This is a genomic window from Enterobacter sp. DTU_2021_1002640_1_SI_PRY_ASU_LCPMC_013 (genome assembly GCF_032389435.1).
In the GTDB taxonomy this organism is placed as follows: Bacteria; Pseudomonadota; Gammaproteobacteria; order Enterobacterales; family Enterobacteriaceae; genus Enterobacter; species Enterobacter hormaechei_C.
This window is the reverse complement of record NZ_CP135594.1, coordinates 702,428-716,070: the sequence shown is the minus strand read 5'-3', so window position 1 is coordinate 716,070 and position 13,643 is coordinate 702,428. Positions and strand designations below refer to the sequence as shown.

Here is a 13,643-nt window from a genome sequence, read left to right as displayed (position 1 = left end):
TGCTTGATTTACAACGTAATCCGCTTTGCGGTTAATTGAAATGGAAAAAGTATGAAGAACTGGAAAACGCTGCTACTCGGTGTCGCTATGGTTGCGAATACCAGCTTCGCGGCCCCACAGGTTGTCGATAAAGTCGCGGCTGTGGTTAACAACGGCGTCGTGCTTGAAAGTGACGTTGACGGTTTGATGAAATCTGTAAAGCTCAACTCGGGCGAAGCAGGTCAACAGCTTCCGGATGACGCTACGCTGCGCCACCAGATCCTGGAGCGTCTGATCATGGATCAGATTGTTCTTCAGATGGGCCAGAAAATGGGCGTGACGATCTCTGACGAGCAGCTCGATCAGGCGATCGCCAACATTGCAAAGCAGAACAACATTACCCCGGATCAGATGCGTAGCCGCCTGGCCTATGACGGCATCAGCTATGCCACCTACCGTAATCAGATCCGTAAAGAGATGCTGATTTCAGAAGTGCGTAACAATGAAGTCCGTCGCCGCGTCACCATCCTGCCTCAGGAAGTGGATGCCCTGGCAAAACAGGTGGGGAATCAGAATGATGCCAGCACTGAGCTTAACCTGAGCCACATCCTGATCCCACTGCCGGAAAACCCAACTTCCGATCAGGCGGCTGAGGCGGAAAGCCAGGCGCGCGCTATCGTTGAGCAGGCGCGTAATGGTGATGACTTCGGCAAGCTGGCGATCACGTACTCTGCTGACCAGCAGGCGCTGAAAGGCGGCCAGATGGGCTGGGGCCGTATTCAGGAGCTGCCATCCCTGTTTGCCCAGGCGCTGAGCACGGCGAAGAAAGGCGACATCGTCGGTCCAATCCGTTCCGGTGTGGGCTTCCACATTCTGAAAGTGAACGACCTGCGCGGCCAGAGCCAGAACATTTCGGTTACCGAAGTACATGCGCGTCATATCCTGCTTAAGCCGTCTCCGATCATGACTGACGATCAGGCCCGTGCGAAGCTGGAACAGATCGCCGCAGACATCAAGAGCGGTAAAACCACCTTCGATAAAGCGGCAAAAGAGTTCTCTCAGGATCCTGGCTCTGCAAACCAGGGCGGTGACCTGGGTTGGGCGGCAGCGGATATTTACGATCCGGCTTTCCGCGATGCGTTAATGAAGCTGAATAAAGGCCAGATGAGCGCGCCGGTGCACTCCTCCTTCGGCTGGCATCTGATCCAACTGATGGACACGCGCAACGTGGATAAAACCGACGCGGCGCAGAAAGATCGCGCGTATCGCATGCTGTTTAACCGTAAGTTCTCTGAAGAAGCCGCAACCTGGATGCAGGAACAACGCGCCAGCGCTTACGTGAAAGTGTTGAGCAACTGATGAAACCGCATCGTGTTGTGATCACCCCCGGCGAACCCGCCGGGATTGGGCCTGACCTTGTGGTTCAGCTCGCCCAGCGCAGCTGGCCGGTAGAGTTGGTTGTCTGCGCAGATGCAACACTGTTACAAGACCGGGCAGCTTTGCTCGGTCTGCCTTTAACGCTCCTCCCTTACGTTGAAGGCCAACAGCCCGCACCGCAGCAGGCTGGTACTCTCACCCTGCTTTCTGTTCCGCTCCGTGCGCCTGTTGTCCCCGGTGAGTTACACACCGAAAACGGCCACTACGTTGTCGAGACGCTGGCGCGCGCCTGTGACGGTTGCCTTCAGGGCGAATTTGCCGCCCTGATCACCGGTCCGGTGCATAAAGGCGTGATCAATGACGCGGGCATTCCGTTTACCGGGCATACCGAATTTTTCGAAGAGCGTTCGCACAGCCCGAAAGTGGTGATGATGCTGGCAACCGAAGCAATGCGCGTTGCGCTGGTAACAACGCACCTGCCGATCAAAGCCATTCCGGATGCCATTACGCCTGAACTCCTGCGTGAGATCATCGGCATTTTGCATCACGATCTGCAAACCAAATTCGGCATTCCGCAGCCGCATGTGCTGGTTTGCGGCCTGAATCCGCACGCGGGTGAGGGCGGACATATGGGCACCGAAGAGATCGACACCATCATTCCGGTGCTTGAGGAGATGCGGGCGAAGGGGATGAACCTCAGCGGGCCTCTGCCTGCCGACACCCTTTTCCAGCCCAAATACCTGGATAATGCCGACGCCGTACTCGCGATGTACCACGATCAGGGTCTGCCCGTGCTAAAATACCAGGGCTTTGGCCGCGGGGTGAATATCACCCTCGGTTTACCCTTTATTCGAACGTCCGTTGACCACGGTACTGCGCTGGATCTGGCAGGCCAGGGAAAAGCGGATGTCGGCAGTTTTATTACGGCGCTTAATCTCGCCATCAAAATGATTGTTAATACTCAATGACTAATCGAGTCCATCAGGGCCACTTAGCCCGTAAACGCTTCGGGCAAAACTTCCTCAACGATCAGTTTGTGATCGACAGTATCGTTTCTGCCATTAATCCGCAGAAAGGTCAGGCCATGGTCGAAATCGGCCCGGGTCTTGCCGCGCTGACCGAGCCGGTAGGCGAACGCCTCGACGAACTGACCGTAATCGAACTCGACCGCGATCTGGCCGCGCGTCTGCAAACGCACCCGTTCCTCGGGCCTAAGCTGACGATTTATCAGCAGGATGCGATGACCATGAACTTTGGCGAACTGTCAGAAAAAATGGGACAGCCGCTGCGCGTGTTCGGTAACCTGCCGTACAACATCTCCACCCCGCTGATGTTCCATCTGTTTAGCTATACTGATGCCATTGCCGACATGCACTTCATGTTGCAAAAAGAGGTCGTTAACCGTCTGGTTGCAGGGCCGAACAGTAAAGCGTATGGTCGTTTAAGCGTGATGGCACAATATTACTGCAACGTGATCCCGGTATTAGAAGTACCGCCTTCCGCATTCACGCCACCGCCAAAGGTAGATTCTGCGGTTGTGCGCCTGGTGCCACATAAAACGATGCCGTACCCGGTCAAAGACCTGCGCGTGCTGAGCCGTATCACGACAGAAGCCTTTAACCAGCGCCGTAAAACGATTCGTAACAGCCTTGGCAATCTGTTTACCGTTGACGTGTTAGCTGATTTGGGCATCGACCCGGCAATGCGTGCGGAAAATATTTCCGTAGAGCAGTACTGCAAGCTGGCTAATTACATCAGCGACAATGCGCCGCCGAAGGAGAGCTAAGCCATGATTGATTCGCCCCGCGTCTGTGTTCAGGTTCAAAGCGTCTACATTGAGTCCCAATCCACACCGGATGAAGAACGTTTTGTCTTTGCTTATACCGTAACCATTCGCAATCTGGGGCGGATGCCTGTGCAACTGCTCGGGCGCTACTGGCTTATCACCAACGGCAATGGCCGTGAAATTGAAGTCCAGGGCGAAGGCGTGGTCGGTGAACAACCCCATATCGCCCCTGGCGAAGAGTATCAGTACACCAGCGGCGCGGTCATTGAAACGCCGCTGGGTACCATGCAAGGCCATTATGAAATGGTCGATGCCGACGGCAATGCTTTCCGCATTGCTATTCCCGTATTCCGTCTCGCCGTACCTACACTTATTCATTAATCTAATGTCTACATATCTGATTGGCGACGTTCACGGTTGCTACGATGAACTGATCGCATTATTAAAACAGGTCGACTTCACCCCCGGGCAGGACACGCTCTGGCTGACGGGCGACTTAGTGGCGCGCGGTCCCGGTTCCCTGGACGTCCTCCGCTATGTCAAATCGCTGGGTGACAGCGTGCGCATGGTGCTGGGCAACCACGATCTGCATCTGCTGGCCGTATATGCCGGGATCAGCCGTAATAAGCCGAAAGATCGCATTACCCCCCTGCTGGAAGCACCGGATGCCGATGAGTTGCTCAACTGGCTGCGTCGCCAGCCGCTGCTACAGATTGACGAAGAGAAAAAACTGGTGATGGCGCATGCCGGCATCACGCCTCAGTGGGATCTTGAGACGGCAAAAACCTGCGCGCGCGACGCCGAAGCGGTGCTGGCGAGCGACTCCTACCCGTTCTTCCTTGATGCGATGTACGGCGACATGCCAAATAACTGGAGTGATGACCTCAGCGGCCTGGCACGACTGCGTTTTATCACCAATGCTTTTACGCGGATGCGCTACTGCTTCCCGAACGGGCAACTGGATATGTATTGCAAAGATACGCCTGAAAATGCCCCTGCGCCGCTTAAGCCATGGTTTGCGATTCCGGGCCCCGTGACAAACGAATACAGCGTGGTATTTGGGCACTGGGCATCGCTGGAAGGAAAAGGCACCCCGGAAAATATCTATGCGCTGGATACCGGATGCTGCTGGGGCGGGGATTTAACCTGCTTACGCTGGGAAGATAAAACCTACTTTGTGCAGCCATCCAACCGACAGCTGGACTTAGGCGAGGGTGAGGCAGTCGCCTCCTGAAGATGTTTATCCTCTCCCTTCGGGGAGAGGATAAAACCGTTAACGACGTTCCAGAATTTCGAAGCAGTAGCTGTGTGAGTTCTGCGCATCCGCATCGTGAAACTCACTGAATACGGACTCCCACTCGTCCGGATCGTAATCCGGGAAATGGGTATCCCCTTCCACTTCCGCATCAATGTGCGTCAGATACAGTTTCTGCGCTTTAGGCAGGAACTGCTCATACACACGCCCCCCGCCGATCACCATGATCTCTTCGGCATCGCCGCAGGCGGCAATTGCTTCATCAACGGACTTAACCCACTGAACGCGATCGTCAGTGCCCGGCTGGCTACTGATCACAATATTCTTACGACCCGGCAGTGGACGACCAATCGACTCCCAGGTCAGGCGGCCCATCACTACCGGCTTGTTTAACGTAGTACGTTTAAACCATGCGAGATCGGCAGGCAGGTTCCACGGCATGGCGTTTTCCATGCCGATAACGCGGTCTACCGCCAGCGCTGCAATCAGACTGATCATTGAAAATTTCCCGGATGCAAAAAATTGCCGCCACTATACGGAAAGCTTAATCTTTCGTCGACTGGCGGCAGGGTAAAGAATTAGAAATTTTTTAATATTGCTGGCAACTCCACTTCACGCAGAGGGTTTACTCTCCGGTTCATCCGCAGGATCACCAGTATGCTTGCCCTCTTCCGTTCCTTGCCAGCCGTGGCGCTGAACCAGCGACAGATGATTACGATCCTCGTTGATGATCTCCGTCAGCATGGTGCTGGTGCGTTTAAACACCGCAGCGCGTTCGGTTGCCGTACTGCTCGCCATCGCCACCATCTCTTCCACCATCTCATGATTAAAACGGCGGAACAGATCTGCACGCTCACGTGCCTCATACGCGCCAAGCCCCAGACTTTCCAGCGCCATGCGGCCAGATTTGAGCGCCCCTTCGAAGGTTTCACGTTCAGGGGCTGCCACACCCGCCTGACGCAGCTGGATGTAATGATCCACATCGCGCGCACGGGAGATAATGGTCAGATGCGGAAAATGCTCTTTAACCAGCTCAACCATCTGCATACTGGTCTCTGGATCGTCAATGGCATTAATCAACACCTCGGCTTTCGCCGCCCCGGCGGATTCCAGCAGATCGACGCGGGTCGCATCGCCGTAGAAGACCTTCATATCGAATTTACGCAGGGTATCCACATGATCAGGATCGTGATCGAGAATGACCATTTTGACACCGCTGGAGAGCAGTAAACGGCCGGCGATCTGCCCGAAGCGGCCAAATCCGGCGATGATGACCCGCGGCTGTTCCTCGTCGATCTCATCGGCTTCTCGCTCCTGTTCGCTTCCCGTTTTCTCCAGACGCGTCAGCAGCACCAGAAGGATTGGCGTTGCGGCCATCGACAGCGCGACCGCCAGCGTCAGCGCTTTTGCCCATTCAGGATCGAGTACATTTGCCATCTGCGCTGCGCCAAAGACCACGAAAGCAAACTCACTCCCCTGCCCCAGCAGCACGGCAAACCAGCGGCGCTGCGGTTTTGGCACATTTAACGGGCGGGCAATCAGCCACAGCATCGCCATTTTAATGACCAGGAAACCCACCAGCAGAATGATGATGCGCAGCGGATGGGTTACCAGCGTCCCGAAGTCGATAGACATCCCGACGCCGATGAAAAACAGCCCCAGCAGCAGTCCTTTAAACGGCTCGATATCGCTTTCCAGCGCGTGACGGTATTCGGAGCTTGCCAGTAAGACCCCTGCGAGGAAGGCGCCCATTGCCATCGACAGCCCGGCCTCTTCCAGCAGCAATCCAAAACCAAACACCAGGAATAACGCAACGGCGCTGAATACTTCGCGCAGGCCAGAGCGAGCAACAAAGCGCAGCAGCGGACGCGTTACGTAGCGACCAAGCAGAACAACCAGCGCCAGCGCACCGGCAACCTTCAGCGCTGATAAGGCAAATGCTCCCAGCGTCGTTGATGCGCCGCTGGCTGCCAGCAGCGGGATCATCGCCACCAGCGGGATGGCGGCAATATCCTGGAACAACAGTACGGAGAAGGTGCTGCGCCCCATTTGCGACACCGTCAGGTTACGCTCGTTCATTGCCTGCATGGCAATCGCCGTCGAGGAGAGCGCCAGCGTCATGCCGATCAGCTCTGCGACTTTCCACTCCATCCCCAGCAGAATGCAGAACCCGCCCAACAGCAGACCGCAGGCCAGCATTTGCAGGGCGCCTCCGCCAAACACCGAGGCGCGCAGTTTCCACAGCCGCTGCGGATCCAGCTCCAGACCAATCACAAACAGCATCAGCACCACGCCGATCTCCGCAAAATGCAGGATCGACTCGGCATCCGTCACCAGCCGAAAGCCCCAGGGGCCAATCACACACCCGGCAATCAGATAGCCGAGCACCGAGCCCAGCCCCAGACGAACCGCCACGGGCACAATTAATGCCGCCGCGCCGAGGTAAATCAGCGCCTGTATCAGCGTATGGCTATCCATTGTGCGTCTCCTGCCACTCAAGTAAACGTTGTTTGTAGTGACGAGCCTGCGCCTGCAAGGTTTCATCGTCGCAGACAAAGGTACAGTGCATCGCAAAAGGCGGAAGCCAGTTCAGACCGCAGTAAAGGGCAGTAGCCTGGAGCGGCTGCGCCAGCACGTCAAATCCGGGGAAGGCGCCAATCTCAAAGTGGCTTTCCCCCCCTCCGGTGGTAACAGCCCACATCAGGCTTTTGCCCTGAAGCGCGTTGCCGTTGTGTCCATATGCCCAACCGTGGGAGAAAACTTTGTCGATCCACAATTTCAGCAGCGGAGGCGTGCTGTACCACTGCATCGGATGCTGCCAGACGATCAGATCGGCACGGGAGAGCGCCTCCTGTTCGGCGGCGACATCGATATTAAAATCAGGATAGAGTTGATAGAGGGAACGTATCTCTACGTTTTCGAGCGTCCCTGCCTGCTCAAGCATCCGCTTATTCGCATGCGAGTGCTGCGGATAGGGGTGCGCATAAATTATCAGAATCATTGAGTAGCCTGTTGTTTTACCGCCTTCTTTTACCAGAAGAGTGTAGACAGTAATTCAACAGGCTAATAGTGAATATTATTGACGGGCTAACGTCAGAAATCTGAATTAGTTATCCAGCTCGCCCATTGATTTAACCTGGTCACGGTTAATCTGTTCAGTTTGACCGGTTTCGGCGTTTTTGTACGATACCAGACCGGTATCGTCATCCACCTGCGGTTTCCCGTCAGTAACAATCGTTTTGCCATCGGTGGTTTTTACGGCCTGATTGGACGAACAGCCCGCCACGGTGAACATTGCGGTGGCAGCCAGAACGGAAGCGATCAGTAGTTTATTTTGCATGGTGTATTCCCCTGCTCTCAGTTGAATTTTCGTTATCGACCTAACTATTTTAGGCTAACTGACTGAAAGCGGATGAAAAACCAGAAGGTTCTTAAGATGGGAAAATTGCCCGGTAACCGGATGGCACCGGGCAATGTGTGTTACTTGCTAATCTGAGCGTGCATTTCCTGCACCGAAATCACCTTCTCGGTGGCATCCGCATTCAGCGCCATGGCCGTCGCGAAACCGCCGTTCAGGGTGGTGTCGTAATGCACTTTGTACTGGAGCGCGCTGCGGCGAATCAGTTTGGAGTCTTCAATCGCCTGGCGACCTGCGGTGGTGTTAATGATGTAGGTGTACTCGCCATTCTTAATGCGGTCCTGAATGTGCGGACGACCTTCATGCACTTTGTTCACCAGACGCGGGTTGATACCCGCTTCACCCAACACAATCGCCGTACCGTGAGTGGCGTCCAGCTCGAAGCCCTGTTTCAGCAGCTTGGCGGCCAGGTCAACCACGCGCTCTTTATCGCCTTCGCGAACGGAGAGCAGCGCACGGCCAGATTTTCTCATGGTGGAGCTACTGCCCAGCTGCGCTTTCGCAAACGCTTCTGCGAAGGTACGGCCAACGCCCATCACTTCCCCGGTAGAGCGCATCTCTGGCCCTAACAGCGGGTCAACGCCCGGGAATTTGTTGAACGGCAGCACCACCTCTTTCACCGAGTAGTAAGGCGGGATAATTTCTTTCGTGACGCCCTGCTGAGCCAGCGTCTGGCCGGCCATCACGCGCGCCGCCACTTTCGCCAGCGGAATACCGGTCGCTTTGGAGACGAACGGTACGGTACGCGCCGCACGCGGGTTGACTTCAATCAGATAGACTTCGTTGTCTTTTACCGCGAACTGAACGTTCATCAGGCCGCGAACCTGAAGCTCGAAGGCCAGTTTCTGCACCTGCTGGCGCATCACGTCCTGAATCTCCTGACTCAGGGTGTACGCTGGCAGAGAACAGGCGGAGTCACCGGAGTGCACGCCCGCCTGCTCGATGTGCTCCATGATGCCGCCAATCAGCACCCTTTCGCCGTCGCAGACGGCATCCACGTCGACTTCAACCGCGTCGTCGAGGAAGCGGTCGAGCAGCACTGGCGCATCGTTGGAAACGCTCACCGCCGTCTGGAAGTAGCGACGCAGGTCCGCTTCGTCGTAGACGATTTCCATCGCGCGGCCGCCCAGTACGTAGGATGGACGCACCACCAGCGGGTAGCCGATCTCTTTCGCTTTCTCAACGGCCATCTCAATGGCGGTCACGGTGGCGTTCGCCGGCTGTTTCAGCTTGAGACGGTCAACCGCCTGCTGGAAACGCTCGCGGTCTTCCGCACGGTCAATCGCATCCGGGCTGGTGCCGATAACCGGCACGCCTGCTGCTTCCAGCGCGCGCGCCAGCTTCAGCGGAGTCTGGCCGCCGTACTGCACGATCACGCCTTTTGGCTTCTCGATGCGCACGATTTCCAGCACGTCTTCCAGGGTAACCGGCTCGAAGTAGAGGCGGTCGGAGGTGTCGTAGTCGGTCGAGACGGTTTCCGGGTTACAGTTGACCATAATGGTCTCGTAACCGTCTTCGCGCAGCGCCAGTGAGGCGTGTACGCAGCAGTAGTCAAACTCGATGCCCTGGCCGATACGGTTTGGACCGCCGCCCAGCACCATAATCTTGTCGCGGTCGACGGACGGGTTCGCTTCGCACTCCTCTTCATAGGTGGAGTACATGTATGCGGTATCGGTCGAGAATTCAGCCGCACAGGTGTCCACGCGCTTGTAGACCGGGTGCAGGTCGTACTGGTCGCGCAGTTTGCGGATTTCCGCTTCACGCACGCCCGCCAGCTTGGCCAGACGCGCATCGGCGAAGCCTTTACGCTTCAGCACGCGCAGGAAGTCTGCGTCCAGTCCGGTGATGCCCAGCTCAGCGACCTGCTCTTCCAGACGCACCAGCTCTTCAATCTGCACCAGGAACCAACGGTCGATGTTAGTCAGGTTAAATACGCCGTCGACGGACAGGCCCGCGCGGAAGGCATCGGCGATGTACCAGATACGCTCTGCGCCCGCGTCTTTCAGCTCGCGGCGGATTTTGGTCAGTGCTTCCGGATCGTCCAGGCTGACTTTCGGGTCAAAGCCGGTCGCGCCCACTTCCAGGCCACGCAGCGCTTTTTGCAGGGATTCCTGCTGCGTGCGGCCAATCGCCATGACTTCACCAACAGATTTCATCTGGGTAGTCAGACGGTCGTTGGCACCGACGAATTTCTCGAAGTTAAAGCGTGGAATTTTAGTCACAACGTAGTCGATGGACGGTTCGAAGGACGCTGGCGTGCGGCCACCGGTGATGTCGTTCATCAGCTCGTCAAGGGTGTAACCCACCGCCAGTTTCGCCGCCACTTTCGCAATCGGGAAGCCGGTGGCTTTGGAGGCCAGTGCGGAGGAACGGGACACGCGCGGGTTCATTTCGATAACAATCAGACGGCCGGTTTTCGGGTTCACCGAGAACTGCACGTTAGAGCCGCCGGTTTCTACGCCGATTTCACGCAGTACCGCCATCGAGGCGTTACGCATGATTTGGTACTCTTTGTCGGTCAGCGTCTGAGCTGGCGCAACGGTGATGGAGTCGCCGGTGTGGATCCCCATCGCGTCGAAGTTTTCGATGGAGCAGACGATGATGCAGTTGTCATTTTTATCACGCACCACTTCCATCTCATACTCTTTCCAGCCAATCAGCGATTCATCAATCAGCAGCTCTTTGGTTGGGGAGAGATCCAGGCCGCGCTCGCAAATTTCTTCAAACTCTTCGCGGTTGTAGGCAATGCCGCCGCCGGTGCCACCCATGGTGAAGGAAGGACGGATGATGCACGGATAACCCACTTCGGCCGCAACGGCCAGCGCTTCTTCCATATTATGCGCGATACCGGAACGTGCGGTATCAAGGCCAATTTTTTTCATTGCCACGTCGAAGCGGCGACGGTCTTCTGCTTTATCAATCGCGTCGGCGGTCGCACCGATCATGGTCACGCCGAACTCTTCCAGCACGCCCTGACGCTCCAGCTCCAGCGCACAGTTCAGCGCCGTCTGGCCGCCCATGGTCGGCAGCACCGCGTCCGGACGCTCTTTCTCGATAATTTTGCGTACCACTTCCCAGTGAATCGGCTCGATGTAGGTCGCATCCGCCATTTCCGGGTCGGTCATGATGGTGGCCGGGTTAGAGTTTACCAGGATGACACGGTAACCCTCTTCACGCAGGGCTTTACACGCCTGCGCACCGGAGTAGTCGAATTCGCAGGCCTGGCCGATGACAATCGGGCCAGCGCCAAGGATCAGGATGCTTTTTATGTCTGTACGTTTTGGCATGGTCTTCTCAGCTCCTGATTATTTAGCGGTCTTACGGTATTGCTCGATAAGTTCGATGAAGTGATCGAACAGCGGCGCGGCATCGTGAGGGCCCGGGCTGGCTTCAGGGTGGCCCTGGAAGCTGAACGCAGGCTTATCGGTGCGATGGATACCCTGCAAGGTACCATCGAACAGTGACTTATGCGTCACGCGCAGGTTAGACGGCATCGTCGCTTCATCCACAGCGAAGCCGTGGTTCTGCGCGGTGATCATCACCGTGTTGTTGTCGATATCTTTCACCGGGTGGTTACCACCGTGGTGGCCAAACTTCATCTTGACGGTGTTCGCTCCGCTCGCCAGCGCCAGCAACTGATGGCCGAGACAGATGCCGAATACCGGGATATCGGTTTCAAGGAAGGACTTGATGGCGTCGATAGCGTAGTCGCACGGCGCCGGGTCGCCAGGACCGTTAGAGAGGAAGATGCCGTCCGGGTTCATCTTCAGAACATCTTCCGCAGACGTTTGTGCCGGGACGACCGTCAGGCGGCAGCCACGGTCAACCAGCATACGCAGGATGTTGCGCTTGGCGCCAAAATCATAGGCCACCACGTGGAACGGCAGTTCGCTTTCCGGTTTCGCTTCCGGCAGGTCGCCTTCCAGCGTCCAGCTTCCCTGCGTCCAGCTGTAGGCTTCAGCGGTGGTCACTTCTTTCGCCAGGTCCATACCGTTCAGTCCCGGGAAGGCTTTCGCTTTTTCCAGCGCCAGCGTCGCATCGAGGTTATCCCCTGCGATGATACAACCGTTTTGTGCACCCTTCTCGCGCAGCAGACGCGTCAGCTTACGGGTATCGATATCGGCAATCGCCACAATGTTGTGGCGCTTCAGGTAAGAAGAGAGGTCTTCGGTGTTGCGGAAGTTGCTGGCAATCAGCGGCAGGTCGCGAATGACCAGGCCTTGCGCATGTACCTGAGAGGATTCTTCGTCAGCCGCATTGGTGCCGACATTGCCGATATGAGGATAAGTAAGAGTAACGATTTGGCGAGAATAGGAAGGATCAGTGAGGATTTCTTGATAACCGGTCATTGAAGTATTGAAAACGACTTCCCCAACCGCCGAACCCGTTGCCCCTATGGCCCGACCGATAAACTGGGTTCCGTCTTCCAGAACCAATAGCGCTGACTTAATCAAAACACCCTCCAGAGAATATTCACTCACTTTATTTGCATATTAATTCATAACCATGTCATGGATCAATGCAAATGTGTTGCCAGCGGATTTTTGGCAAACGGCGGCATTCTGGGGATTTGCCATGTAAAAGTCAACTTAAAACGGGAGTTTTGTATATTCTTTTGCAAGCCTGGCGGCCTGAAATCAGATTAAGCGGCAAAAAGATCAACTAAATCACTGTGGAAACCGCTTGCGCATGCAGTTTAATAGAAAGGAACGTCTTGCAGGAATAAAAAGTGGACCAAATGGTCAAAATTTACAGTTCAGCAACAGAAATTATCGAGAAAACACTTACTTTAAATCAATTAGACACAATAAATACCCCAAACAGACAAAATAAAAGGGCAATAAAATATTGCCCTATGCAATCAAGTAATTACGACTGCAATAACCACATCACGATGGGTAATAATGCTTACAAATTGTTGAGTTCGAGGACATCTCGCATATCAAAAAGACCATTACGCTTACCTTTCAGCCACAATGCCGAACGTACCGCCCCGTTTGCAAATGTCATGCGGCTGGATGCTTTATGAGTGATTTCGATCCTTTCGCCAATATCGGCGAACATAGCGGTATGTTCACCGACGATATCACCTGCGCGAACGGTGGCAAACCCAATGGTGCCAGGCACGCGCTCGCCAGTGTGGCCTTCGCGAGAATAGACCGCGATGTCTTTCAAATCTTTATCCATTGCACACGCAATCGCTTCGCCCATCGCCAGCGCCGTGCCTGACGGAGCATCGACTTTGTGGCGATGGTGCGCTTCGACGATTTCAATGTCGGTGTAGTCGCCCATCACCTTCGCCGCCTTCTCCAGCAGTTTCAGCATGACGTTTACCCCCACGCTAAAGTTTGCCGCAAAGACAATCGCAATCTCGGTGGACGCATCCTGAATGGCTTGCTTACCGGCCTCGTCAAAACCGGTGGTGCCAATCACCATCCCTTTACCGTGCTGACGGCAAAACGCCAGGTGAGCCAACGTGCCTTCAGGGCGGGTAAAATCGATAAACACGTCAAAGTCTTCTTTCACCGCCTCAAGGCTGCTCTGCACGGTAACGCCCGTCTGACCTGCGCCTGCCAGCTCGCCTGCATCGGCTCCCAAAAGCGATGAACCTTCACGCTCCAGCGCCGCGCCAAGCGCCACGCCATCCATCTGTAGTGCCGCCTGAATCAGCTGACGGCCCATACGTCCACCCGCGCCCGCAATGGCGACGCGGATCTGTGCATCATGCATAGTTATTCTCTTACGTTAAAATGATGTAAATCGTTTTCAGATTAACCAGCCTTTGCACAGGCTGCCACAGAAAACGCCGATAATTAGAATTTAATGAT

12 protein-coding genes are annotated in these 13,643 nt (G+C 55.6%); 5 read left to right on the top strand and 7 right to left on the bottom strand.

From position 1 onward, the window contains the following. The first annotated feature begins 51 nt into the window (after positions 1 to 51). Genes surA through apaH form a run of 5 tightly spaced genes read left to right on the top strand, consistent with a single transcriptional unit; the run spans position 52 to position 4,376 of the window. Complete coding sequence (gene surA, locus RS584_RS03480) at positions 52 to 1,338, top strand: peptidylprolyl isomerase SurA (RefSeq protein ID WP_017383803.1); 1,287 nt, start codon at positions 52 to 54, stop codon at positions 1,336 to 1,338. Next, a complete protein-coding gene (pdxA, locus tag RS584_RS03475) occupies positions 1,338 to 2,324 on the top strand; it encodes a 4-hydroxythreonine-4-phosphate dehydrogenase PdxA (RefSeq protein WP_015572650.1) in 987 nt (328 codons plus the stop codon). Before surA ends, pdxA begins: the two co-directional genes overlap by 1 nt. Further along, complete coding sequence (rsmA, locus tag RS584_RS03470; protein ID WP_136128844.1) at positions 2,321 to 3,142, top strand: 16S rRNA (adenine(1518)-N(6)/adenine(1519)-N(6))-dimethyltransferase RsmA; 822 nt, start codon at positions 2,321 to 2,323, stop codon at positions 3,140 to 3,142. Before pdxA ends, rsmA begins: the two co-directional genes overlap by 4 nt. 3 nt (positions 3,143 to 3,145) lie before the next feature. Further along, positions 3,146 to 3,523 (top strand): Co2+/Mg2+ efflux protein ApaG, encoded by a 378-nt coding sequence (gene apaG, locus RS584_RS03465; RefSeq protein ID WP_003856425.1) that lies wholly within the window; start codon positions 3,146 to 3,148, stop codon positions 3,521 to 3,523. A 4-nt stretch (positions 3,524 to 3,527) separates the two neighbouring features. Continuing rightward, positions 3,528 to 4,376 (top strand): bis(5'-nucleosyl)-tetraphosphatase (symmetrical) ApaH, encoded by an 849-nt coding sequence (apaH, locus tag RS584_RS03460; protein ID WP_015572649.1) that lies wholly within the window; start codon positions 3,528 to 3,530, stop codon positions 4,374 to 4,376. A 39-nt stretch (positions 4,377 to 4,415) separates the two neighbouring features. Here the strand turns inward: apaH and folA are convergent, their stop codons facing one another. The 7 genes from folA to dapB form a co-directional block, all read right to left on the bottom strand. Continuing rightward, on the bottom strand, positions 4,416 to 4,895 hold the full coding sequence (gene folA, locus RS584_RS03455; protein WP_003856431.1) for a type 3 dihydrofolate reductase: 480 nt from the start codon (positions 4,893 to 4,895) through the stop codon (positions 4,416 to 4,418). A 114-nt stretch (positions 4,896 to 5,009) separates the two neighbouring features. Continuing rightward, the gene (gene kefC / locus RS584_RS03450) at positions 5,010 to 6,875 is read right to left on the bottom strand and encodes a glutathione-regulated potassium-efflux system protein KefC (protein ID WP_315748938.1); all 1,866 of its coding nucleotides are present in this window, start codon (positions 6,873 to 6,875) and stop codon (positions 5,010 to 5,012) included. Continuing rightward, the gene (gene kefF / locus RS584_RS03445) at positions 6,868 to 7,398 is read right to left on the bottom strand and encodes a glutathione-regulated potassium-efflux system oxidoreductase KefF (protein ID WP_193042047.1); all 531 of its coding nucleotides are present in this window, start codon (positions 7,396 to 7,398) and stop codon (positions 6,868 to 6,870) included. The genes kefC and kefF overlap by 8 nt, the downstream gene beginning before the upstream one ends. A 105-nt stretch (positions 7,399 to 7,503) precedes the next feature. Further along, on the bottom strand, positions 7,504 to 7,737 hold the full coding sequence (locus RS584_RS03440) for a YgdI/YgdR family lipoprotein (RefSeq protein WP_003856439.1): 234 nt from the start codon (positions 7,735 to 7,737) through the stop codon (positions 7,504 to 7,506). A 140-nt stretch (positions 7,738 to 7,877) separates the two neighbouring features. Beyond that, positions 7,878 to 11,102 carry a carbamoyl-phosphate synthase large subunit gene (gene carB, locus RS584_RS03435; RefSeq protein ID WP_315748937.1) on the bottom strand — a complete coding sequence of 1,075 codons (3,225 nt, stop codon included), beginning with the start codon at positions 11,100 to 11,102 and terminating at the stop codon, positions 7,878 to 7,880. A gap of 18 nt (positions 11,103 to 11,120) precedes the next feature. Beyond that, positions 11,121 to 12,269, bottom strand: a complete 1,149-nt coding sequence (carA, locus tag RS584_RS03430) for a glutamine-hydrolyzing carbamoyl-phosphate synthase small subunit (RefSeq protein ID WP_017383809.1) — start codon at positions 12,267 to 12,269, stop codon at positions 11,121 to 11,123. Positions 12,270 to 12,723: 454 nt separating this feature from the next. Then, positions 12,724 to 13,545: a 4-hydroxy-tetrahydrodipicolinate reductase gene (dapB, locus tag RS584_RS03425; RefSeq protein WP_032671442.1), complete on the bottom strand. Its 822-nt coding sequence runs from the start codon at positions 13,543 to 13,545 to the stop codon at positions 12,724 to 12,726. Between the last annotated feature and the right edge of the window lie 98 nt (positions 13,546 to 13,643).